The organism is Pseudomonas sp. NFACC37-1, assembly GCF_900101575.1.
Lineage (GTDB): Bacteria > Pseudomonadota > Gammaproteobacteria > Pseudomonadales > Pseudomonadaceae > Aquipseudomonas > Aquipseudomonas fluorescens_AA.
Genome location: NZ_FMUZ01000003.1, coordinates 14071 through 36906, shown reverse-complemented (window position 1 = coordinate 36906; position 22836 = coordinate 14071). Strand labels below are relative to the sequence as shown.

Sequence of the window (22836 nt, the reverse complement as noted above, 5' to 3'; positions counted from 1 at the left end):
TCATCGCGAGCAAGCTCGCTCCCACATTGGGATGTGTTGTGACCACGCCCCCTTGCAACCCACAGAGATCCGCTGTGGGAGCGAGCTTGCTCGCGATGACGGCAGCCGCATCACCGCCCGCCTATGAATTGCCAAGCTCAAAACATCGGCGCAATTTCCAATATCGACATCTCTAATATCCGCGATTAAATCTCGTAAACCCGCTCAAAAGCAGAAGTTCTCTCAATTTTTTCCGACTGCTTGCGATCCGCCGTTCACGCGGTTAGGGTTGGAGCATGAAAACCTCTCACACCCTCATCCAGCTTCGCCAGCACCGCAGCCTGTGCCTCGTCAGCGCACGACTGCCGGGCTGAATCGCGGCATCTCGTCCAGGCTTCAAGCCACCCCATTCGAACCACCGGCAGGCCGCCTTTTTCCGGCCACGACAATAAGGATTTCCCCATGAGCATGCTCAAAGACCCGTCTTCCAAATACCGCGCGTTCCCGACCATCAACCTGCCGGATCGCACCTGGCCGTCGAAGACCATCACCGCCGCGCCGATCTGGTGCAGCTCCGACCTGCGCGACGGCAACCAGTCGCTGATCGAGCCGATGGACGCGGTCAAGAAGCTGCGCTTCTGGAAAACCCTGGTGGCGGTGGGCGTGAAGGAAATCGAGGCATCGTTCCCGGCCGCTTCCCAGACCGACTTCGACTTCGTGCGCACGCTGATCGAAGAAGGCCACATTCCGGATGACACCACCATCCAGGTGCTGACCCAGGCCCGTGAAGACCTGATCGCCCGTACGTTCGAATCCCTGCGCGGTGCGAAAAAAGCCATCGTCCACCTGTACAACGCCACCTGCCCGTCGTTCCGCCGCATCGTGTTCAACCAGGACAAGGAAGGCGTGAAGGAAATCGCGGTGAACGCGGCCAAGCTGTTCGTCAAATACGCCGCCCAGCAGCCGGAAACCCAATGGCAGTTCGAATACTCGCCAGAAACCTTCAGCGCCACTGAGCTGGAGTTCGCCAAGGAAGTCTGCGACGCGGTGATCGAAGTCTGGAACCCGACACCCGAGCGCAAGGTGATCCTCAACCTGCCGGCTACCGTGGAAGTCGCTACCCCGAATATCTACGCCGACCAGATCGAGTGGTTCCACCGCAACATCACCCGGCGTGACAGCGTGCTCATCAGCCTGCACACCCACAACGACCGTGGCACCGGCGTGGCCGCCACCGAGCTGGGCCTGATGGCCGGCGCCGACCGTGTCGAAGGCTGCCTGTTCGGCAACGGCGAACGCACCGGTAACGTCGACCTGGTGACCGTGGCGCTGAACCTCTACACCCAGGGCATCAACCCGGAGCTGGACTTCTCCGACATCGACGGCGTGCGCAAAGTGGTCGAGGAATGCAACCAGATCCCGGTGCACCCACGTCATCCCTACGTCGGCGACCTGGTCCACACCGCGTTCTCCGGCTCGCACCAGGATGCCATCCGCAAGGGCTTCGCCCAGCAGAAACCGGACACCCTGTGGGAAGTGCCGTACCTGCCGATCGACCCGGCCGACATCGGTCGCAGCTACGAGGCGGTGATTCGCGTCAACAGCCAGTCCGGCAAAGGCGGGATCGCTTACCTGCTGGAACAGGAATACGGCATCAGCCTGCCACGTCGCATGCAGATCGAGTTCAGCCAGGTGGTACAGCGCGAAACCGATCGCCTGGGCCTGGAAATGACCGCCCAGCAGATCCACGGCCTGTTGCAGCGTGAATACCTGCAAGCCAACACCCCGTACGCGCTGGTCAGCCATCGCCTGCAGGAAGAGAACGGCAACAGCGCCGTAGAGGTGGAAGTGGCGAGCAAGGGCCAGGGCGAGACCAACCTGCACTGGCGCGGCAAAGGCAACGGCGCCCTGGAAGCGCTGGTGGCCGGCCTGCCGATTCCAGTGGAGATCATGGACTATAACGAACACGCCATCGGTGCTGGCACCAACGCCAAGGCTGCGGCGTACATCGAACTACGGGTTAACGGCGAGCGTGCGGTGCACGGCGTGGGTATCGATGAGAACATCACCACGGCGAGCTTCAAGGCCCTGTTCAGTGCACTGAACCGCTCGCTGAGCCAGCCGGAGGCCAAGGCGGCCTGATTTGGGCTGAAATGCAAAAAGGCCCCGGGGTGTGAACCCTGGGGCCTTTTTGTTTGGCTGATGGTTGGGGGCTGACTGTACTGGCCTCATCGCGAGCAAGCTCGCTCCCACAGTGGATTTATGGTAGCCACAGATCCACTGTGCGAGCTTGCTCGCGATGGCGGCCTGTCAGACAACCAAACTGTCAGGCATGGGTATCGACAGAAACGGTCATGGCCTGCAACAACGACGCCCGCAAGGTTTGCAGCATCGCCTGGGTACCCATGATCTGGGTCTGGATGGCCATGGCTTGCTGAGTCTTCTGCTCTTCGTTGGCCTGACTCTTCTGCACGCGGGCCAACTGGGCTTGCTGCTGGGCCAGCAGTTTTTCGGCCTGCTCGATCTGCTTTTTCAGTTGTTCGATGATGTCCCCACCGCCGCTGGCGGGAGCGCCAGCGACATTCGCGCCGCGGGTATCGACCTGCAATGTCTTGTCTTTGTCGTCAGTGTCAGTCGATGCCACTGGACTGACCGCTTTCTCTTCTTCAGCCCCGCGGATGGAAACTTTAGGGGCTGACAACGGATAAGGGTTTACGGTGGTTGCGCTGATACTGGTCATAGGGACTTCTCCTTGGCTGACCGGTTATCGGCACGCAACAGCGTTCCTTGAGGCTGAATCGTTTCAACTCGTGAATTCGAAGCGATCGGCATCCAGGTTCGCCGGAAACCGCGTGCGATACGCCGCCAGGTCCGCCGCCTTCAAACACACGGTGAACACGCCATCCGCGTCACCGGCGCTGAGCAAGGTTTCACCCTGGAAATCCAGCACCTGGCTGTCTCCGGTGTAGGCGAAGCCCTTGCCGTCGGTGCCGACGCGATTGACCGCTGCCACATAGCACAGGTTCTCGATCGCCCGGGCCGGCAGGAGCCGATTCCAGTGCATACGCCGCGCTCCGGGCCAGTTGGCGGTGTACAGCAAAAGGTCGGTGTCCTCGGCGTCGCGGCTCCACACCGGAAAGCGCAGGTCGTAGCAAATCAACGGGCGAATCCGCCAGCCCTTGAGTTCGAACAGCACCTGTCGCTCACCCGGCGTGTAGTGGTTGTGCTCGCCGGCCATGCGAAACAGATGGCGCTTGTCGTAATGCAGCACTTCACCGTCCGGTCGCGCCCACAGCAGGCGATTGCGGTGGCTGCCGTCGCCGGCCTGGATGATCACACTGCCGGTAATCACCGCGTCCAGCTTCGCGGCCTGGGTCTTGAGCCATTGGCGCGTCGGGCCGTTCTCCGGCTCCGCCAGGGTCTCGGATTCCATGGAGAAACCCGTGGTGAACATCTCTGGCAGGATGATCAGATCAGCCCCACGTGCCTGCTCAAGCAGCGCTTCGAAATGCTCAAGGTTGGCCCGGCGATCGTGCCAGGCCAGGGTGGTCTGGACCAGGGCAATGTCGAGGTCAGGCAACGCGCTCAAATCACGCATAGTTTTTCCGCCGCTTCACGCAGCGTCTCCTCGCGTTTGGCAAAACACAGGCGCACCAGGCGCTGGCCTTGGGGTGGGTCCTGGTAGAACACCGAGATCGGAATCGTCGCCACGCCATGCTCGCGGGTCATCCACACCGCCATGTCGACGTCATTGAGGTCCGGGCGAATCCGCGAATAGTCCACCAACTGGAAATAAGTACCGGTCACGCGCTTGAAGCTGAACCGTGACGGGGCCAGCAGGTCGCAGAACAGGTCGCGCTTGGCCTGGTAGAAGTCCGGCAGTTCGTCGACGTGTTCCGGATGCTCGGCCATGTAGTCGGCCAGGGCGTACTGCAACGGCGTCACGCCGCAGAAGCTGACGTACTGGTGCACCTTGCGCAGCTCTGCCGTCAGGGCCTCTGGCGCCACCACGTAGCCGGTTTTCCAGCCGGTGACGTGGTAGGTCTTGCCGAACGAACTGACCACGAAGGCGCGGCGGTACAGCTCTTCGTGGGCCAGGACACTGGCGTGGGCGACGCCGTCGAACACCAGGTGTTCGTAGACCTCATCGCTGACCAGGTAGATGTCACGGTCGCGAATCAGTGTCGCCAATTGATCGAGTTCGGCACGACTGATCAGGGCACCACTGGGGTTGTGCGGCGAATTGAGGATGATCATGCGCGTGCGCGGGCTCAGGGCCTCGCCGAGCTTCTCGAAGTCGATGGCGAAGTCATCCAGGCCCAATGGCACGTGCACACAGCGCCCACCGGCCAAGAGAACGGAAGGCTCGTAGCTGTCATAGCTAGGATCGAAAACGATCACTTCGTCACCGCTGTGGACCACCGCCGCGATGGCACAGAAAATCGCCTCGGTCGCGCCAGGGGTCACGGTGACCTCTTGATCGGCATCGACGTTGGCGCCGTAACTGCGGGCGATCTTCGCCGCGATCTGCTGGCGCAGCGCCGGCAGGCCGGTCATCGGCGAGTACTGGTTATGGCCTTGAGCAATGTGCCGGCCAACCGCATCGCGCAGGGCCTGCGGGCCATCGAAATCGGGAAAGCCCTGGGACAGGTTCAGCGCGCCCGTCTGCGCGGCGAGCTGGGACATCTGGGTGAAAATCGTGATGCCGACGTTCGGCAACTTGCTGGTGATCATGAAGGGTCCCTGCTCTGCACCCGGCTCTGGTGCGGCGCGGGAGAGCCCGAGGATAGCCCAATCGCCGGGCGTGAAAAAGGGTGCCGCGGTGGGCACCCGATCTCACTCAATGACATAACAGCCATCCCGACACAGAACCCTGTGGCGAGGGGATTTATCCCCGCTGGGTTGCGCAGCAACCCCAAAGCAGTGAGTTCAATCTACCTGACACACCGAGTTGAGGGTTTTAGGGCTGCTTCGCAGCCCAGCGGGGATAAATCCCCTCGCCACAGGTTCCGTGTGCTGCCTCAGTCACTGTGGGCAACGCCCCTCAGTGAGCAGCCAATCAACGCTTGTCGCGGCGCTTCTTGTCAGCCTTCTTGTGGTGCGACATCAAGCGGCGCTTCTTGTTGACCTGGCGGTCGGTGAGCGTGTTCTTGTTGCCTTCGTACGGGTTCTCACCGCCCTTGAACTCGATGCGGATCGGCGTGCCGACCAGCTTCAGGACGCGACGGTAGGTGTTTTCCAGGTAGCGGACGTATGACTTGGGCACCTTCTCGATCTGGTTACCGTGGATCACGATAATCGGCGGGTTGGCACCGCCCAAGTGGGCGTAGCGCAGCTTGATCCGACGGTTGTTGACCATCGGTGGCGCGTGCTCGCCTACCGCATCTTCGAGGATCTGGGTCAGGCGGTTGGTCGGCCAGCGGGTGACCGCCGACTTGAACGAGTTCTGCACCGAAGCGTAGAGGTTGCCCACGCCCGTGCCGTGCAGGGCCGAGATGAAGTGGATGTCGGCGAAGTCGACGAAGAACAGCCGGCGCTGCAATTCGACCTTGACGAAATCCCGCTCGCTCGGCGTCATGCCGTCCCATTTGTTGATCGCGATGACCAGCGCACGCCCGGCTTCCAGGGCGAAGCCCAGCAGGTTCAGGTCGTGATCGACCACGCCTTCGCGGGCGTCCATCACGAAGATCACCACGTTGGCGTCTTTGATCGCCTGCAAGGTCTTGACCACGGAGAACTTTTCAACTTCTTCGTGGATCTTGCCGCGCTTGCGCACACCGGCGGTGTCGATCAGCGTGTACTTCTCTTCGTTACGCTCGAAGGGAATGTAGATGCTGTCACGGGTGGTGCCGGGCTGGTCGTAGACGATGACCCGGTCTTCACCGAGCATGCGGTTGACCAGCGTCGACTTGCCCACGTTGGGACGGCCGATGATGGCGATCTTGATCCCGTCTTTTTCGCTCGGGCCCGGAATGCGCTTGGCTTCCTCGCCCTCGGCAACGATCTCTTCCTCGCCCTCTTCCGGCTCTTCCGCGTCGTCCTTGGGGAAACTCTCCAGGGCGATTTCCAGCATCTGGGTGATGCCACGACCGTGGGCGCCGGCGATCGGGATCGCCTGGCCCATGCCCAACGGTGCGAACTCGGCGCGGGCCATGTCCGGGTCGATGTTGTCGACCTTGTTGGCGACCACGTAGGAACGCTTGTTACGCTTGCGCAAATGCTCGGCGATCATCTGGTCGGCGGCGGTAAAACCCGCCTTGGCGTCTACCAGGAACAGCACCACATCGGCTTCTTCAATGGCGAGCAGCGACTGCTCGGCCATTTTTTCGTCCATGCCATGTTCATCACCGGAGATGCCGCCGGTGTCGACCAGAATATAGGTACGCCCTTGCCACTTGGCCTCACCGTATTGGCGATCACGGGTCAGACCGGACAAGTCGCCGACAATGGCGTCGCGAGTCCTGGTCAGGCGGTTGAACAAGGTGGACTTGCCGACGTTCGGTCGGCCCACCAGGGCGATTACGGGAACCATGCGGCTCTCCACTTCGTTATTTCAGAAAATACAAAAGCCGCTGCGAGGCAGCGGCTGGTGCTCGGAGGCAGTCCTGTGGGAGCGGGCTTGCTCGCGGAAGCGGTGTGTCAGTTAACAAATTTTCTTCTGATACACCGTATTCGCGAGCAAGCCCGCTCCCACAAAGGACGGGCCGCTTGAGATCTAGCCCCAAGCATAGCCTTACTTGATGGTCAGGGCTTCCAGTTTTCCGCTGTTGCCATACACATAGATCATGTTGCCCACCACCAGCGGACGGGCACGCAGGCCGTCGCTGTCGATGCGCTCACGGCCGACGAAACGACCGTCCACCTGGCTGAGCAGGTGCAGGTAACCTTCCAGGTCACCCACTGCGACGTAGCTGGAGAACACTTCCGGGGCCGACAGTTGACGACGGGCCAGGGAGTCGTTGCTCCACAAGGCGGTGGTGGAACGCTCGTCAACGCCTTCGACGGTGCCCGAGGACAGGCTCACGTAGACGCTGCCAAAGCCCTGGGCGACACCGGCGTAGCTGGACGCATCGCGCTGCCACAACGGACGACCGCTTTCCAGGTCCAGTGCCGCCACGCGGCCCTGGTAGCTGGCGACGTACAGCGTACCGCCGGACAGCAGCAAGCCGCCGTCGATATCGACCACGCGCTCCAGTTCCGAACGACCTTGCGGAATCGCCACGCGCTGTTCCCAGACCGGCACGCCGTTGGAAACATCCAGGGCCACCACTTTACCGGTCGACAAGCCAGCCACCGCCAGGCGGTTGGTGACGATCGGCGCGCTGGTGCCACGCAGGGTCAGTACCGCCGGGGTACTGTCATACAACCAGCGCTGGTTGCCGGTGGCGGCATCCAGGCCGATCAGGCGGTCGTCCTGGGTCTGGACCACCACCACGTCACCGTTGGTGGCCGGCGGTGCGAGCACTTCGCTGGTCACCCGGGCGCGCCATTTCTCTTCACCGCTGCTCGCGTCCAGGGCGACGATCTCGCCCTTGAGCGTGCCGATCATGACCAGGCCGTAACCCACGCCAACGGCGCCGGAAACAGGCAGTTCGAGATCTTTCTCCCATTTGACGTCGCCGTTGCTGCGATCCATCGCCATGACCACGCCCGTGACGTCGCCGGCATAGATGGTGTCGCCATCGATGGCCGGCACCAGCATGTTGTAGGTTTCACCCTGGCCATCGCCGATGGAGCGGCTCCACTGCTTCTGCAGCACGACTTCTTCTTTGAAGTCGGTCAGTTCGGCTGGCGGCAGTTCTTTCTTGCTGTTGCTGCTGCAACCCGCGGCCAGAATGGCCAGGGCCAGCAATGCTGCATGTTTCCACTGGATCACGTCACGCATCCCCTTTGGCCAGGTCGTCCAGCTTGATTTGCAGGCCACCGACCGCGGCTTCATCCGACAGCGCAGCCTTGGCTTTTTGGTAGGCCGCATGGGCCTCATCGGCACGACCCAGCTGCACCAGCAGGTCGCCCTTGAGTTCTTCGCGGGTCGCCAGGAACGCCTTGTCGGCATCGCCGTCGAGCAGCTTCAAGGCGTCTTCGGCCTTGTTCTGGGCCGCCAGCACCTGCGCCAGGCGCTGACGCGCCACTTCGCCCAGGGTCGGGTTGGCCGGTTTGTCGACGATACCTTTGAGCTCGGTGGCCGCGTCGTCCAACTTGCCGCTGTCCACCGCCACCTTGGCCACGAACAGGCGACCGTACTGCGCGTAGGCAGTGCCGCCGAATTCCTTGTCCAGCTTGCCGGCCAGGTCCGCCACGCGGGCAGGGTCAGGCTTGCCGTCCGGGGTCAGGGTGGTTTCCAGCAATTGCTGGTAGAGCACCGAGGCGCCTTGCGACTGGTTGCTCTGGTATTTCTGGTAGGCCTGCCAGCCGAACACGATGACCAGCGCCAACAGGCCGCCAGTGACCAGCGGCTTGCCGTTGCGCGTCCACCAGTCCTTCAAATCCGCCAGCTGTTCATCTTCGGTACTCGACACCCCAATACTCCTTAATCGCTAAATCGGCTGTTTGACAGCTTCAACCCTGCACGACGCAGGTGGCCAGGTGTGCAGCAAGCGCATCCCAGGCAATGCTTTGTTGTTCGCCCTGGCCACGCAGGGGTTTGAAACCTACCACTTGTTGGGCCAGTTCGTCGTCACCGAGGATCAGTGCATACAGTGCACCGCTCTTGTCGGCCTTCTTGAATTGGCTCTTGAAGCTGCCGGCGCCGGCGTTGATCTGCAAGCGCAGGTTGGGCAACTGGTCGCGGATCCGCTCGCTCAACGATAAGGCGGCCAGTTCGGCGGCCTCGCCAAAGGCGCACAGGTAGACGTCGACCTGACGGGACAGTTCTTCAGGCACCTTGTCCAAGGCTTCCAACATCAGTACCAGGCGCTCGATGCCCATGGCAAAGCCCACGCCCGGGGTCGGCTTGCCGCCCATCTGCTCCACCAGACCGTCGTAGCGGCCGCCGGCACATACGGTGCCTTGGGCGCCGAGTTTGTCGGTGACCCACTCGAAGACCGTCTTGCTGTAGTAATCCAGGCCGCGAACCAACTTGGGGTTGATCACGTAGGGAATGCCCACGGCGTCCAGGCGCGCCTTCAGCCCTTCGAAGTGCGCACGGGATTCGTCGTCGAGGTAGTCAGCCATCTTCGGCGCGTCCGCCAGGATCGCCTGGGTTTCGGCGTTCTTGGTGTCCAGCACGCGCAGCGGATTGGTCTTGAGACGGCGCTGGCTGTCTTCGTCGAGCTTGTCCAGGTGCGCGGAAAGAAACTCCACCAGCGCTTCACGGTAGCGGCCACGGGACTCGCTGGTGCCCAGGCTGTTGAGCTCGAGCTTGACCGCGTCACGCAGCCCCAGCTCGCCCCACAGGCGCCAGGTCATGACGATCAGCTCGGCATCGATGTCCGGACCTTCGAGGTTGAACACTTCCAGGCCAATCTGGTGGAACTGGCGATAACGGCCTTTCTGCGGGCGCTCGTGACGGAACATCGGGCCGACGTACCAGAGCTTCTGCACCTGGCCGCCGCCGGTGATGCCGTGTTCGAGCACCGCACGCACGCAGGCCGCCGTGCCTTCGGGGCGCAGGGTCAGGGAATCGCCGTTGCGGTCGTCGAAGGTGTACATCTCTTTTTCGACGATGTCGGTCACTTCACCGATGGAGCGCTTGAACAGCTCGGTGAACTCGACGATCGGCATGCGGATCTGCCGGTAACCGTAGTTATCCAGCAGGCGCGCCACGGTGCCCTCGAAATAGCGCCACAGGGGCGTCTGCTCGGGCAGGATGTCGTTCATGCCACGAATGGCTTGCAGAGACTTGCTCACAGGTAATCCTTAAATTCGTTCGACTCAACCACGCGCAATCACTGCAGCGTCGGCTTCGACCTTTTCGGCCGCTTTCTGGCGAATCAGCCGTTCCAGCTCATCCACCAGATTGTCATTCGTCAGTTTCTGCGACGGCTTGCCGTCGATGTAAATCAGGTTCGGTGTACCGCCAGTCAGGCCGATATGGGCCTCCTTGGCTTCGCCCGGCCCGTTGACCACGCAACCGATCACCGCGACATCCAGCGGCACCAGCAGGTCTTCGAGGCGCCCTTCCAGTTCGTTCATGGTCTTGACCACATCGAAGTTCTGCCGCGAGCAGCTCGGGCAGGCGATGAAGTTGATGCCACGGGAACGCAGGTGCAGGGACTTGAGAATGTCGTAGCCGACTTTCACTTCCTCGACCGGGTCAGCCGCCAACGAGATGCGGATGGTATCGCCAATCCCTTCGGCGAGCAGCATACCGAGGCCGACGGCGGATTTCACCGTGCCCGAACGCAACCCACCGGCTTCGGTGATGCCCAGGTGCAGCGGCTGGACGATTTCCTTGGCCAGCAGGCGGTAGGCTTCGACGGCCATGAACACGTCGGACGCCTTCACGCTGACCTTGAAGTCCTGGAAATTCAGGCGTTCCAGGTGCTCGACGTGGCGCAGGGCGGATTCCACCAGCGCCGCCGGGGTCGGTTCGCCGTATTTCTTTTGCAGGTCTTTTTCCAGGGAACCGGCGTTGACGCCGATGCGGATCGGGATGCCCCGGTCGCGGGCGGCATCCACCACGGCACGTACCCGGTCTTCGCGACCGATGTTGCCCGGGTTGATGCGCAGGCAATCGACGCCCAATTCGGCCACGCGCAGGGCGATGCGGTAGTCGAAGTGAATGTCGGCGACCAAAGGCACCTTGACCAGTTGCTTGATCTTGCCGAACGCCTCGGCGGCGTCCATGTCCGGCACGGAAACGCGCACGATGTCGACACCGGCGGCTTCCAGGCGGTTGATCTGCGCGACCGTGGCGGCCACGTCGTTGGTGTCGCTGTTGGTCATGCTCTGCACAGCGATAGGCGCATCGCCGCCCACGGGCACGTTACCGACCCAGATCTTTCGGGATTCGCGACGCTTGATTGGAGATTCGCCGTGCATGACTTATTGACCCAACTTCAGGCGAGCGGTCTCGCCACTGGTGAACGGAGCGATGTCGACCGGCTGGCCGTTGTAGCTGACCTGGGCGCCACGGGCATACCCCAGGCGTACGGCAAACGGCGGCTTGCCGTTGACGGCGGTGCTGTCACCCTTGCGCTTGAGGCCGCTGAACAGCACCTTGCCGTTGCCGTCGGTGATCTGCGTCCAGCAGTCGGCGACAAACTGGATCTGCACCTGGCCTTCACCCGCGACTGGCGCCGGGGTCGAGGCCGCTGGAGCTGCCGGGGCGACTGGAGTGGTAGGCGCGGCGTGGGTCGCAGGCGCAGCTGCGGTCTGTGCTGGCGTACTCGGCGCGGCCGGTGCCGTGGCGATCGGTGCGCTGCCGGTGTTCGGGGCAGCCGGTGCAGTCGGCGTGGTCGGTGCTGGAACAGCCGGCTCGGCACCGGCTTGGGCATCGGCGTCGTCCTGGCTTTGTGGCAACGCCAGGGTGGTTTCGCCTTCGGCCTGGCCTTCGACGACAGCCTGGTCTTCCGGCTCGTCCAGCGGATGAATCTGGGTGGTGCCGTCAGCGCCCTCGACCTCGACGTGCTCGGGGTTCATGGCGACGGGCTCCTTGTTGCGCAAGGACGCCTGGTCCTGCCACCAGACAAAACCGCCACCGATCACCGCGATCAGCAGCAACAGGCTGACGATTCGCAAAATGGTGTGGGAAACGCGAACCGGCTCCTCAATGCGCCCCAGGCTGTGCACGTTGCTGCCCTTGGCATCAGAACCGGTGTATTGATCGAACTGCTGGACCAGCACGGTCTGGTCCATGCCGAGCAACTTGGCATAGGCGCGGATGTAGCCCCGGGCGAAGGTGTGCCCGGGCAGCTTGTCGAACGCGCCCGCTTCCAGATTGCCGAGGGAAGCCACGGTAAGATTGAGCTTGAGGGCCACTTCGGCCAGCGACCAACCATTGCTTTCGCGGGCTTGACGCAGGGTCTCACCGGGATTTACGCGAGTCGCTGCTACAACTTCGGGATGCGCCGCTTTCATCATTGCTCCGACAGGTATTGCTGATATTCCGGCGTACCGGGATAGAGTCTTTTGAGTTGCAAGCCGTAACTCGCAGCCTTGTCGCGATCTTCAAACACATGTGCCAGCCGAACGCCGAGCAATAGACTACGTGCATTTTGCTCGCTCAGCAGGCTAAAACGCTCGTAGTAGTCACGCGCGGGCACATAATGCCTGTCTTCGTAGGACAACTCAGCCATTTCCAGCAGCGCCCGCGGTTGCTGGCGGTTGAGCCGCAGCGCCTTTTCGAGCTGCTGGCGGGCCAGGTCACGCTGGCCCAACTGCGCGGCCGTCATGCCGAGGTTCTCGAAAACCCGCGAACGCTCAGGGTAAAGGGTATCGGCGGCAGCCTGCTCGAAGCGCTCATAGGCTTCCTTGTAGCGTTTCTGCTCGAAAAGAAAGCTGCCGTAGTTGTTCAGGATCCGTGCATCCTGGGGCCGGCCGGACAGCGCCTTGCGAAAGTGCTGGTCGGCCAGTTCCGACTCCATCTCGGCCTGGAACACCAGGGCCAGGGCCGCGTTGGCATCCGGGTCGGAATCGTCCAGCTCCAGGGCCTTCTTGAGCGGCACCTTGGCCCGTTCGGTCATGCCCTGCTGCAGATAGCCGATGCCCAGTTGCACATAGGCCACACGTGCCTCGTCACGCCCTTTGCTGGTCTTCATCGGGTTGTAGTCACCCGACAGAACACAACCGGAACACAGGCCGGCCAACAGCAAAACGAGCGCGAAGCGCAGGGACATAGAGTTCCTCTCTTAGTGACTGTTCGCAGCGTTTTGCACCGCATCGTCCGCGGCGTTCAACTCACGCACGGCAATGTAGCGTTCGCTGCGACGGGTGCGATCCAGCACCTGTCCTACCAATTGGCCACAGGCGGCGTCGATGTCTTCGCCGCGGGTGGTGCGCACGGTGACGTTGAAGCCAGCGTGGTGAAGCTGATCCTGGAAGCGACGAATCGCGTTGTTGCTCGGACGCTCGTAACCGGAATGCGGGAACGGGTTGAACGGGATCAGGTTGATCTTGCACGGGATGTTCTTGAGCAACTCGATCATCTCGACCGCGTGCTCGACCTTGTCGTTCACATCCTTGAGCAGCGTGTACTCGATGGTCAGCACGCGTTTTTCGCCCAGGGACGACATGTAGCGCTGGCACGACTCGAGCAGCATCTTAAGCGGATACTTCTTGTTGATCGGCACCAATTGGTTACGCAATGCGTCATTGGGTGCATGCAGCGACAACGCCAGGGAGACGTCGATGTGCTTGGCCAGCTCATCGATCATCGGCACCACGCCGGAGGTGGACAGGGTCACGCGGCGCTTGGAGATGCCGTAGCCCAGGTCGTCCATCATCAGGTGCATGGCGGAAACGACGTTATCGAAGTTCAGCAGCGGCTCACCCATGCCCATCATCACCACGTTGGTGATGGCACGGTCGACGGTCGCCGGGACGCTGCCAAAGGATTTGTTGGCAATCCACACCTGGCCGATCACTTCGGCGGCGGTGAGGTTGCTATTGAAGCCTTGCTTGCCGGTGGAGCAGAAACTGCAATCCAGGGCACAGCCTGCCTGGGACGAAACGCACAAGGTGCCGCGCTTGCCCTGGGGAATGTAGACGGTCTCGACGCAGCTGCCGGACGCCACGCGCACCACCCACTTGCGGGTGCCGTCGCTGGAAATGTCCTGGCTGACCACTTCGGGGCCGCGAATCTCGGCAACAGCCTTGAGCTTTTCACGCAGGGCCTTGCCGACATTCGTCATGGCGTCGAAGTCGTCGACGCCAAAATGGTGAATCCATTTCATCACTTGGCCGGCACGGAAACGCTTCTCCCCGATCGAGTCGAAGAATTTCTCCATTTCCGGCTGGGTCAGGCCCAACAGGTTGGTTTTGCCGTTCGATGTAGTCATGGATTCACCTTCACTCAAAAGCCTGGGCTTAGCGAGTGGTTACTTCAGTAGCGGAGAAAAAGTAAGCGATTTCGCGAGCGGCAGCGGCTTCGGAGTCCGAACCGTGGACGGCGTTGGCGTCGATGGACTCGGCGAAGTCGGCACGGATGGTGCCGGCAGCAGCTTCTTTAGGGTTGGTGGCGCCCATCAGCTCACGGTTGCGAGCGATGGCGTTTTCGCCTTCCAGCACCTGAACGACAACCGGACCGGAAGTCATGAAGGCAACCAGCTCACCGAAGAAACCGCGCTCGCTGTGCTCAGCGTAGAAGCCTTCGGCTTCGGCTTTGGACAGTTGCTTCATTTTCGAAGCTACAACGCGCAGGCCAGCGTCTTCGAAGCGGGTAACGATCTTGCCGATCACGTTTTTAGCAACGGCGTCAGGCTTGATGATGGAGAAAGTACGTTGAACAGCCATGGTGTAACTCCAGAAACGGTAATTTACGAAAAATTAAACCCGCGAATTATACGCGGGTTCTTGGGTATTGCCTAACCTGCGAGGCGATCAGTCCAATTCTTTGGCCCAGAGCTCCTGAACCGCTTCCAACACCTTCTCGCCGACTCGGCCAGAGGTGGCATCGAAGTCAGGCAGATCCAGGATCATCTGCTGCAGACGGACGAAACCTACAGAGTACGGATCGAGCCCTTCGTGGGCCTCGGCCAACTCTTCCGCGATGCGTTGTACGTCATTCCAACCATAGCTCATGACAGTGTCACCATCAGTGCGGCGCTTCGGCCGCATGGTTAAGCGAATATTTCGGGATTTCGACCACCAGGTCTTCGGTGCCGACCTTGGCCTGACAGGTCAGGCGCGACGTCGGCTCCAGGCCCCACGCCCGATCAAGATAGTCCTCTTCCAGCTCATCGGCTTCATTCAGCGAGTCGAAACCCTCGCGAATGATGCAATGGCACGTGGTGCAGGCACAAACGCCGCCGCAGGCGCTCTCGATCTCGATGTGGTTGTCATGGGCCACTTCAAGCAGGGACTTGCCGGTTTCGGCCTCTACCACCATACCGTCCGGGCAATGCTCGGCGTGTGGCAGAAAAATGATCTGCGGCATCAGTTATTCCTCGATTTCATTCAGGTTGCGCCCCGCCAGGGCGGCTTTCACCGTCGAGTCCAGGCGGCGGGCAGCAAAGGCATCCGTGACTTGCGACAGACGCTTGGTCTGCTGCTCGATGGCATAACCATCGGTGCCTTTGATCAATTCGGACAGTTCCTGCATCTGCAGCTCGATGACCATGCGTTCTTCGGCATCCAGCAAACGCTCGCCGTCGGCTTCAAGGGCCCCCTGCACGGCTTCGATCAGGCGCTGGGCGTCGACCTGCTGCTCGCGCAGCACACGGGCCACCTTGTCGTCGCTGGCGTGCTGGAAGGAATCCTTGAGCATCTTGGCGATTTCGCCGTCGGTCAGGCCGTAGGACGGCTTGACCTGGATGCTCGCCTCCACGCCCGAAGCCAGTTCGCGGGCGGAGACGTTGAGCAAACCGTCGGCATCGACCTGGAAGGTCACGCGGATCTTCGCCGCCCCGGCCACCATCGGCGGGATGCCGCGCAGTTCGAAACGGGCCAGGGAACGGCAGTCGCTGATCAGTTCACGCTCGCCTTGCAGCACGTGGACCATCATGGCCGACTGGCCGTCTTTATAGGTGGTGAAGTCCTGGGCGCGGGCAACCGGGATGGTGGTGTTGCGTGGAATCACCTTCTCCATCAGGCCGCCCATGGTTTCCAGCCCCAGGGACAACGGAATCACGTCGAGCAACAGCAGTTCGCCGCCGTCGCGCTTGTTGCCGGCCAGGGTATCGGCCTGGATCGCGGCGCCGATGGCGACCACCTGGTCCGGATCGATTTCGGTCAGCGGCTGGCGGCCAAAGGCCTCGGCGACGGCTTCGCGAACCCGAGGCACGCGGGTCGAACCACCCACCATGACCACGGCCTTGACGTCTTCGAGCTCGATGCCGGAATCACGCACGGCACGGCGGCAGGCCTTGAGGCTGCGGGCGACCATGGGCTCGATCAGGGCATCGAAGGCTTCGCGGGTCAGCGCGGCTTTCCAGTCGCCATAAGCGACTTCAACGGTGGCGGCGTCGGTCAGGGCTTCCTTGGCCGCGCAGGCGGTTTGCAGCAGCTGGCGTTGCGCACCCGGGTCGAGGTCGGCGGACAAGCCGGCTTGCTCGATGATCCAACCGGCGATGGCGTGGTCGAAGTCATCGCCGCCCAGGGCGCTGTCGCCACCGGTGGCCAGGACTTCGAAAACACCGCCGGTCAGGCGCAGGATCGAAATATCGAATGTACCGCCGCCCAGGTCGTAGATGGCAACGAGGCCTTCGGCGTGTTGGTCGAGGCCGTATGCCACGGCAGCGGCGGTCGGCTCGTTGAGCAGGCGCAGCACGTTCAGGCCGGCCAGCTTGGCGGCGTCCTTGGTGGCTTGGCGCTGGGCGTCGTCGAAATAGGCCGGGACAGTAATGACCGCGCCCACCAGTTCACCGCCCAACGCCGCCTCGGCACGCTGGCGCAGGACCTTGAGGATGTCGGCGGAAACCTCGACCGGGCTTTTCGGGCCCTGCACGGTTTCGATGAACGGCATGTGGGATTCGCCACCGACGAAGCGGTACGGCAGCTGGTCACCCAATTGCTTGACGTCGGACAGACCACGACCCATCAAGCGCTTGACCGAGACAATGGTGTTCAGAGGATCGGTGGCGGCGGCCAGCTTGGCCGACTCGCCCACTTCGACGCGGTCGGCGTGATAACGCACGGCGGACGGCAGGATCACCTGGCCTTGCTCATCGGCCAGCGGCTCGGAAAGACCGCTGCGCAAGGCAGCGACCAGGGAATTGGTGGTACCCAAGTCGATCCCGACAGCCAGGCGACGCTGGTGCGGTTGTGGACTTTGGCCGGGTTCGGCGATCTGCAGTAGGGCCATCGTAATCAGGACTTATCTGTAATCAGGCGTGCGACCGGAGCGGCACTGGGTTAATCGTCGAGGCGCTCTTCTAGCTGGCGCACTTCGTAGGTGAGCTTGTCGAGGAACTGCATGCGCCGCATCAGGCGTTCGGCCTGTTCGCGTTGCGCGGCATCGTTCCAGCAGGCTGCGAAGCTTTCGTTCAGTGTTTGCTGGGCGTCTTTCAAGCGCCGCTTGAATACCGCGACACCGGCCAGGTCGGCGCTGTCCTGCAGGTCCTCGAGTTCTTCGCGCCACTGCATCTGCTGCAAAAGAAACTCGGGATCGTGGACCGTGACCTCCAGCGGCAACTCATGGCCGCTGATGGCGAGCAGGTAGCGCGCGCGCTTGGCAGGGCTCTTGAGCGTCTGGTAAGCCTCGTTGAGGTTCGCCGACTGCTCGAGCGCCCGCCGCTGCTCCGCCTCGGAGGCATCGGCAAAGCGGTCGGGATGGACGCCACGGGCCAATTCAAGATAACGCGCGGACAATTGCTCGAGATCCAGCTGGAACGCAGGCTGCATCTGGAACAACGCAAAATGACAAGGAGTACCCACAAGCCGCCTCAGATGTTGAAGCTTTCGCCGCAGCCACATTCACCGCGCACGTTAGGGTTGTTGAACTTGAAGCCTTCGTTCAACCCTTCCTTGACGAAATCCAGTTCGGTGCCGTCCAGGTACGTCAGGCTTTTCGGGTCGATGATCACTTTCTGACCATGACTTTCGAACACCTGATCGTCTTCGCCCACTTCGTCGACGAATTCCAGTACATAGGCGAGACCAGAACAGCCCGTGGTGCGTACACCCAGGCGGATACCCTCACCCTTGCCGCGCCCCGCAAGTGAGCGCTGGATATGGTTAGCTGCCGCTTCTGTCATCTGGATAGCCATGGAAAACTCCTTACCGTACGCGGATCAGATCAAGCCTTTCTTCTGCTTGTAATCGCGAACGGCGGCCTTGATGGCGTCTTCGGCGAGTACCGAGCAGTGGATCTTCACTGGCGGCAGGGCCAGTTCTTCGGCCAACTGGGTGTTCTTGATGGTTTCGGCTTCATCAAGGGTCTTGCCCTTCATCCACTCGGTGGCCAGGGAGCTGGACGCGATGGCCGAACCGCAGCCGTAGGTCTTGAACTTGGCATCTTCGATGATGCCTTGCTCGTTGACCTTGATCTGCAGGCGCATGACGTCGCCGCACGCCGGGGCGCCGACCATGCCGGTGCCGACATCAGGATCCTGCGCGTCCATCTTGCCGACGTTGCGCGGGTTCTCGTAGTGGTCGATGACCTTTTCGCTATATGCCATTTGCTTCAATCCTCATCAGTGAGTCGCTCTGGTGGCGACTTCTTCAGTGCGCCGCCCACTCGATTTTCGAAATGTCGACGCCGTCTTTGTACATGTCCCACAGCGGCGACAAAGCGCGCAGCTTGGTAACGGCCTCGCAGACTTTCTGCGCGGCGTAATCGATTTCTTCTTCGGTGGTGAAACGGCCGAAGGTAAAGCGAATGGAGCTGTGGGCCAGTTCGTCGTTGCGGCCCAGGGCGCGCAGTACGTACGAAGGCTCCAGGGACGCCGAGGTGCACGCCGAACCGGACGACACGGCCAGATCCTTGAGCGCCATGATCAGCGACTCGCCTTCAACATAGTTGAAGCTCAGGTTCAGGTTGTGCGGTACGCGGGCGGTCAGGCTGCCGTTGACGTAGAGTTCTTCGAGGTGCTCGACCTGCTTGAAGAAGCGGTCGCTCAGGGCCTTGATGCGTACGTTCTCAGCGGCCATGTCTTCCTTGGCGACGCGGAAGGCTTCGCCCATGCCGACGATCTGGTGGGTCGCCAGGGTACCGGAACGCATGCCACGTTCGTGACCGCCGCCGTGCATGGTCGCCTCGAGGCGAACACGCGGCTTACGGCTGACGTACAGGGCGCCGATGCCTTTAGGGCCGTAGGTCTTGTGGGCCGAGAACGACATCAGGTCGACTTTCAGCTTGGACAGGTCGATGTCGACCTTGCCGGTGGACTGGGCCGCGTCGACGTGGAACAGGACGCCCTTGGAGCGGGTCAGTTCGCCGATGGCCGCGATGTCGTTGACGGTGCCGATTTCGTTGTTCACGTGCATGATCGAAACCAGGATGGTGTCGTCGCGCAGGACGGCTTCGACCATGGCCGGGGTGATGATGCCGTCTTCGCCGGGCTCGATGTAGGTGACTTCGAAGCCTTCACGCTCCAGTTGGCGCATGGTGTCCAGGACAGCCTTGTGCTCGATCTTGGAGGTGATCAGGTGCTTGCCCTTGGTGTGGTAGAAATGCGCGACACCCTTGATTGCCAGGTTGTCGGATTCGGTGGCACCGGAGGTCCAGACGATTTCACGCGGGTCGGCGTTGACCAGGTCGGCGACCTGGCGACGGGCGTTTTCGACCGACTCTTCGGCCTTCCAGCCAAACACGTGGGAACGGGACGCCGGGTTACCGAAGTTTCCGTCGACCAGCAGGCATTCACTCATTTTTTGCGCAACACGCGGATCAACCGGGGTGGTCGCAGAGTAATCAAGGTAAATCGGCAATTTCATGGACTCTCTCCTAAATCAGGCTGGCTGGCGTTCCGCTTGCTCTGCGGCGGTCATTCGACGGCGGACGCTTCAATCTTGTCCAGGTGCGGCGCCTTGCTGTTGCAACGGCGCTGGTCCTGACGCTGGGCTACTTCTTGCACCTCACGGCGAGTTACAAGGTCAGCCAAGCTGATACCGCTCAGAAATTCGTGGATCTGCAGGCTGAGGTCGCACCACAAGTGGTGGGTCAGGCAAGTATCGCCGCCATGGCAGTCGCCAAGGCCCTGGCATTTGGTCGCATCGACCGATTCGTTCACCGCATCGATCACCTGGGCGACCTGGATGCCTTGCATGTCCCGCGACAGCTGGTAGCCGCCGCCGGGGCCGCGAACACTGGACACCAGGTTACTGCGGCGCAGCTTGGCGAACAGCTGCTCAAGATAAGACAGGGAAATGCCCTGGCGCTCGGAGATATCGGCCAGGGACACCGGCCCGTGCTGCGCATGCAATGCCAGATCCAGCATTGCGGTCACGGCGTATCGGCCTTTTGTAGTCAGTCGCATGGACAATTACCACGGAGTTCGGAATGGGGGCGAGTATGCAATTCCCGAGTATTTAAGTCAAGTATAAGACCTAGTACTTTACTCAGGTTTACCCGCGAAAGAGCGCGCGCATGATAGCAAAGGCTGGCCAGTGGCGACCAGTGATACCGCGTTATCGTTCATCGCGAGCAAGCTCGCTCCCACATTGGATCACGGGTGCTGATGCGATTCCTGTGGGAGCGAGCTTGCTCGCGATGAGGCCAGCAGGGTTTCAGCTGGCCTGGCTCTCATCCTTATCCTTCACACACGCAAAGTCTTCCTCGCGCAGTTCAGGCAGGTCCTTGGCACAGTAATTACTGCCCAGGTCCTTCAGGGCGCCGCACATCCCCTCCAGGCGCCCATCGACGGCCTGCAGGTGATCGAGCAACTGGTTGATAGCCCGGGCGACCGGGTCGGGCATGTCTTCGCCGACACCGTAGGCGTCGAAGCCGATCTTCTCGGCCATGGCCTTGCGGCGAGCATCCTGCTCCTCATCGGACTTGACGATGATCCGCCCCGGGATCCCCACCACCGTCGCACCCGGCGGCACGGCCTTGGTCACCACGGCGTTGGAGCCGACTTTCGCCCCCGCCCCCACCGTGAACGGCCCCAGCACCTTGGCGCCGGCACCGACCACCACGCCGTCTTCCAGGGTTGGGTGACGCTTGCCTTTGTTCCAACTGGTGCCGCCGAGGGTCACGCCCTGGTACAGGGTCACGTCGTCGCCGATCTCGGCGGTTTCGCCGATGACGATACCCATGCCGTGGTCGATGAAGAACCGACGGCCGACCTTGGCGCCCGGGTGGATCTCGATCCCGGTCAGCCAGCGGCCGAAGTTCGAGACCAGCCGCGCCAGCCACTTCCAGCCCATGTTCCACAAGGCGCCGGACAGGCGATGGATCCAGATGGCGTGCATGCCCGGGTAGCAGGTCAGCACTTCAAAGGCATTGCGCGCCGCCGGATCACGATGGAAAACGCTTTGGATATCTTCACGCAAACGTTCGAACATTTTATTTCTTCCGCTTAATCAGCTCGCCACGGGCCGCCTTCTGGGTTTCCGTGAGGATGCCGCGCAATATATTCATCTCCGCCCGGCTGACCGAGCTTCGTCCGTACAACCGACGCAGGCGCGCCATCAAGTGCCGCGGCTTTTCCGGGTCGAGGAACTCGATGTCCACCAGGGTCTGCTCCAGGTGCTCATAGAATCGTTCCAACTCGTCCATGGTCGCCAGTGTCTCACTGCGCGGCGACGTGACCTCGGTTTTTTCGACTTTGCTGGGCTTGCCTTCAGCCGCCAGCCAAGCCATGCGCACTTCATAACTCAACACCTGCACCGCCGCGCCCAGGTTCAAGGAACTGAACTCAGGGTCGGAAGGGATATGCACGTGAAAGTGACATCGCTGCAGCTCGTCGTTGGTCAGGCCGGAGTCTTCACGGCCGAACACCAGGGCGATTTCAAAACCTTGCGCGGCTTCCTCGACCACTTTGGTGCCGCATTCCCGGGGGTCGAGCAGCGGCCAGGGAATACGCCGGTCGCGGGCGCTGGTTCCAAGCACCAGGTTGCAACCCACCAGGGCATCTTCGAGGGTGGCGACGACTTGCGCGTTGGCCAGGATGTCGCCGGCGCCGGAGGCCCGGGCGTCGGCTTCGTGATGGGGAAACAAGCGCGGCTCGACCAGCACCAGGCGCGACAGGCCCATGTTCTTCATGGCCCGCGCAGCTCCGCCGATGTTACCCGGATGGCTGGTATTGACCAGGACGACACGAATGTTCTGCAACAAGGGAGGCGCTCTCGAACACGATAAAGGGAGCAAATCTTACAGAAGCACCTACCGTTAAGCTATGAAAGCGAACACCAACCTTCTCCTGAGAAAACTTTCTGATAGAATGCGCGGCTTTCTTTAACAACCTTAGGTGACACATCCATGCAGCCCATGCTGAATATCGCGCTGCGCGCCGCCCGCAGCGCCAGTGAACTGATCTTCCGCTCCATCGAGCGCCTGGATACCATCAAGGTCGATGAAAAAGACGCCAAGGACTACGTGTCCGAGGTCGATCGCGCCGCCGAACAGAAGATCGTCGACGCCCTGCGCAAGGCTTACCCGAACCACTCCATCCTCGGTGAAGAGACCGGCATGCACGCCGGCACTGGCATCGAAGGCGAAGAGTACCTGTGGATCATCGATCCGCTGGACGGCACCACCAACTTCTTGCGCGGCATTCCTCATTTCGCTGTCAGCATCGCCTGCAAATACCGTGGCCGCCTGGAACACGCTGTCGTGCTGGACCCGGTTCGCCAGGAAGAATTCACCGCCAGCCGTGGCCGTGGCGCCCAACTGAACGGTCGTCGCCTGCGCGTCAGCGGCCGCACCAGCCTGGACGGCGCCCTGCTGGGTACCGGCTTCCCGTTCCGTGATGACCAGATGGACAACCTGGACAACTACCTGGGCATGTTCCGCGCCCTGGTCGGCCAGACCGCCGGCATCCGCCGCGCTGGCGCTGCGAGCCTGGACCTGGCTTATGTGGCGGCGGGTCGTTTCGATGCGTTCTGGGAGTCGGGCCTGTCCGAGTGGGACATGGCAGCGGGCGCCCTGCTGATCCAGGAAGCCGGTGGCTTGGTGAGCGACTTCACCGGCGGCCACGACTTCCTTGAAAAAGGCCACATCGTTGCCGGCAACACCAAATGCTTCAAGGCTGTGCTCACTGCTATCCAGCCGCATCTGCCGGCTTCGTTGAAGCGCTAAGCAGCTCCGCTATAGAAAAAGCACCTTTCGGGGTGCTTTTTTTATGCCTGAATTTCGGTAATTGATCGTTCCCACGC

Annotated in this window: 24 protein-coding genes; 2 read left to right on the top strand and 22 right to left on the bottom strand. The window is 61.7% G+C overall.

From position 1 onward, the window contains the following. Positions 1 to 441 precede the first annotated feature (441 nt). Positions 442 to 2121, top strand: coding sequence for a 2-isopropylmalate synthase (gene leuA, locus BLP82_RS04570; RefSeq protein WP_060739084.1), 1680 nt, complete (start codon positions 442 to 444; stop codon positions 2119 to 2121). Between the two features lie 184 nt (positions 2122 to 2305). On the opposite strand, the gene BLP82_RS04565 is transcribed toward leuA, so the two are convergent. From BLP82_RS04565 to trmJ, 22 genes are all read right to left on the bottom strand, one after another. Further along, positions 2306 to 2719: a hypothetical protein gene (locus tag BLP82_RS04565; protein WP_092165689.1), complete on the bottom strand. Its 414-nt coding sequence runs from the start codon at positions 2717 to 2719 to the stop codon at positions 2306 to 2308. Positions 2720 to 2782: 63 nt separating this feature from the next. Beyond that, positions 2783 to 3577, bottom strand: coding sequence for an amidohydrolase (locus BLP82_RS04560; protein WP_092166074.1), 795 nt, complete (start codon positions 3575 to 3577; stop codon positions 2783 to 2785). Beyond that, positions 3565 to 4713 (bottom strand): pyridoxal phosphate-dependent aminotransferase, encoded by a 1149-nt coding sequence (locus BLP82_RS04555; RefSeq protein WP_092165688.1) that lies wholly within the window; start codon positions 4711 to 4713, stop codon positions 3565 to 3567. Before BLP82_RS04555 ends, BLP82_RS04560 begins: the two co-directional genes overlap by 13 nt. A 325-nt stretch (positions 4714 to 5038) precedes the next feature. Then, positions 5039 to 6511, bottom strand: a complete 1473-nt coding sequence (gene der, locus BLP82_RS04550) for a ribosome biogenesis GTPase Der (RefSeq protein ID WP_053118638.1) — start codon at positions 6509 to 6511, stop codon at positions 5039 to 5041. Between the two features lie 201 nt (positions 6512 to 6712). Continuing rightward, on the bottom strand, positions 6713 to 7864 hold the full coding sequence (bamB, locus tag BLP82_RS04545; protein ID WP_092165687.1) for an outer membrane protein assembly factor BamB: 1152 nt from the start codon (positions 7862 to 7864) through the stop codon (positions 6713 to 6715). Then, on the bottom strand, positions 7857 to 8498 hold the full coding sequence (locus BLP82_RS04540; protein WP_025212011.1) for a YfgM family protein: 642 nt from the start codon (positions 8496 to 8498) through the stop codon (positions 7857 to 7859). The genes bamB and BLP82_RS04540 overlap by 8 nt, the downstream gene beginning before the upstream one ends. A gap of 40 nt (positions 8499 to 8538) precedes the next feature. Continuing rightward, a complete protein-coding gene (gene hisS, locus BLP82_RS04535) occupies positions 8539 to 9828 on the bottom strand; it encodes a histidine--tRNA ligase (RefSeq protein WP_092165686.1) in 1290 nt (429 codons plus the stop codon). Positions 9829 to 9852: 24 nt separating this feature from the next. After that, complete coding sequence (ispG, locus tag BLP82_RS04530; protein ID WP_003185136.1) at positions 9853 to 10962, bottom strand: flavodoxin-dependent (E)-4-hydroxy-3-methylbut-2-enyl-diphosphate synthase; 1110 nt, start codon at positions 10960 to 10962, stop codon at positions 9853 to 9855. A 3-nt stretch (positions 10963 to 10965) separates the two neighbouring features. After that, positions 10966 to 12000, bottom strand: coding sequence for a RodZ domain-containing protein (locus BLP82_RS04525; RefSeq protein ID WP_092165685.1), 1035 nt, complete (start codon positions 11998 to 12000; stop codon positions 10966 to 10968). Next, positions 12000 to 12758 carry a type IV pilus biogenesis/stability protein PilW gene (gene pilW / locus BLP82_RS04520; RefSeq protein ID WP_072408090.1) on the bottom strand — a complete coding sequence of 253 codons (759 nt, stop codon included), beginning with the start codon at positions 12756 to 12758 and terminating at the stop codon, positions 12000 to 12002. The genes BLP82_RS04525 and pilW overlap by 1 nt, the downstream gene beginning before the upstream one ends. A 12-nt stretch (positions 12759 to 12770) precedes the next feature. Then, entirely contained in the window at positions 12771 to 13919 is a 1149-nt protein-coding gene (rlmN, locus tag BLP82_RS04515) for a dual-specificity RNA methyltransferase RlmN (protein WP_053118626.1), read from the bottom strand. Between the two features lie 28 nt (positions 13920 to 13947). Next, positions 13948 to 14373, bottom strand: coding sequence for a nucleoside-diphosphate kinase (ndk, locus tag BLP82_RS04510; RefSeq protein ID WP_042727994.1), 426 nt, complete (start codon positions 14371 to 14373; stop codon positions 13948 to 13950). 87 nt (positions 14374 to 14460) lie between these two features. Continuing rightward, entirely contained in the window at positions 14461 to 14661 is a 201-nt protein-coding gene (iscX, locus tag BLP82_RS04505) for a Fe-S cluster assembly protein IscX (RefSeq protein ID WP_072408088.1), read from the bottom strand. A 13-nt stretch (positions 14662 to 14674) separates the two neighbouring features. Next, positions 14675 to 15016 carry an ISC system 2Fe-2S type ferredoxin gene (gene fdx, locus BLP82_RS04500; protein WP_042727996.1) on the bottom strand — a complete coding sequence of 114 codons (342 nt, stop codon included), beginning with the start codon at positions 15014 to 15016 and terminating at the stop codon, positions 14675 to 14677. Between the two features lie 3 nt (positions 15017 to 15019). Then, entirely contained in the window at positions 15020 to 16882 is a 1863-nt protein-coding gene (hscA, locus tag BLP82_RS04495) for a Fe-S protein assembly chaperone HscA (RefSeq protein WP_092165676.1), read from the bottom strand. A gap of 50 nt (positions 16883 to 16932) precedes the next feature. Continuing rightward, complete coding sequence (gene hscB / locus BLP82_RS04490; protein ID WP_092165675.1) at positions 16933 to 17454, bottom strand: co-chaperone HscB; 522 nt, start codon at positions 17452 to 17454, stop codon at positions 16933 to 16935. 8 nt (positions 17455 to 17462) lie between these two features. Beyond that, positions 17463 to 17786 (bottom strand): iron-sulfur cluster assembly protein IscA, encoded by a 324-nt coding sequence (gene iscA / locus BLP82_RS04485; RefSeq protein ID WP_003185155.1) that lies wholly within the window; start codon positions 17784 to 17786, stop codon positions 17463 to 17465. 24 nt (positions 17787 to 17810) lie between these two features. Next, entirely contained in the window at positions 17811 to 18197 is a 387-nt protein-coding gene (gene iscU / locus BLP82_RS04480; RefSeq protein ID WP_003185157.1) for a Fe-S cluster assembly scaffold IscU, read from the bottom strand. 43 nt (positions 18198 to 18240) lie between these two features. Beyond that, positions 18241 to 19455, bottom strand: coding sequence for an IscS subfamily cysteine desulfurase (locus tag BLP82_RS04475; RefSeq protein ID WP_092165674.1), 1215 nt, complete (start codon positions 19453 to 19455; stop codon positions 18241 to 18243). Positions 19456 to 19505: 50 nt separating this feature from the next. After that, positions 19506 to 19997, bottom strand: a complete 492-nt coding sequence (gene iscR, locus BLP82_RS04470) for a Fe-S cluster assembly transcriptional regulator IscR (protein ID WP_003185160.1) — start codon at positions 19995 to 19997, stop codon at positions 19506 to 19508. A gap of 250 nt (positions 19998 to 20247) precedes the next feature. Then, complete coding sequence (cysE, locus tag BLP82_RS04465; protein WP_092165673.1) at positions 20248 to 21024, bottom strand: serine O-acetyltransferase; 777 nt, start codon at positions 21022 to 21024, stop codon at positions 20248 to 20250. A 1-nt stretch (position 21025) separates the two neighbouring features. Further along, entirely contained in the window at positions 21026 to 21796 is a 771-nt protein-coding gene (trmJ, locus tag BLP82_RS04460; protein WP_038856918.1) for a tRNA (cytosine(32)/uridine(32)-2'-O)-methyltransferase TrmJ, read from the bottom strand. A 144-nt stretch (positions 21797 to 21940) separates the two neighbouring features. On the opposite strand from trmJ, the gene suhB reads away from it, so the two are divergent. Continuing rightward, positions 21941 to 22759: a type III secretion system regulator SuhB gene (suhB, locus tag BLP82_RS04455; RefSeq protein ID WP_003185165.1), complete on the top strand. Its 819-nt coding sequence runs from the start codon at positions 21941 to 21943 to the stop codon at positions 22757 to 22759. The last annotated feature ends 77 nt before the right edge of the window (positions 22760 to 22836 follow it).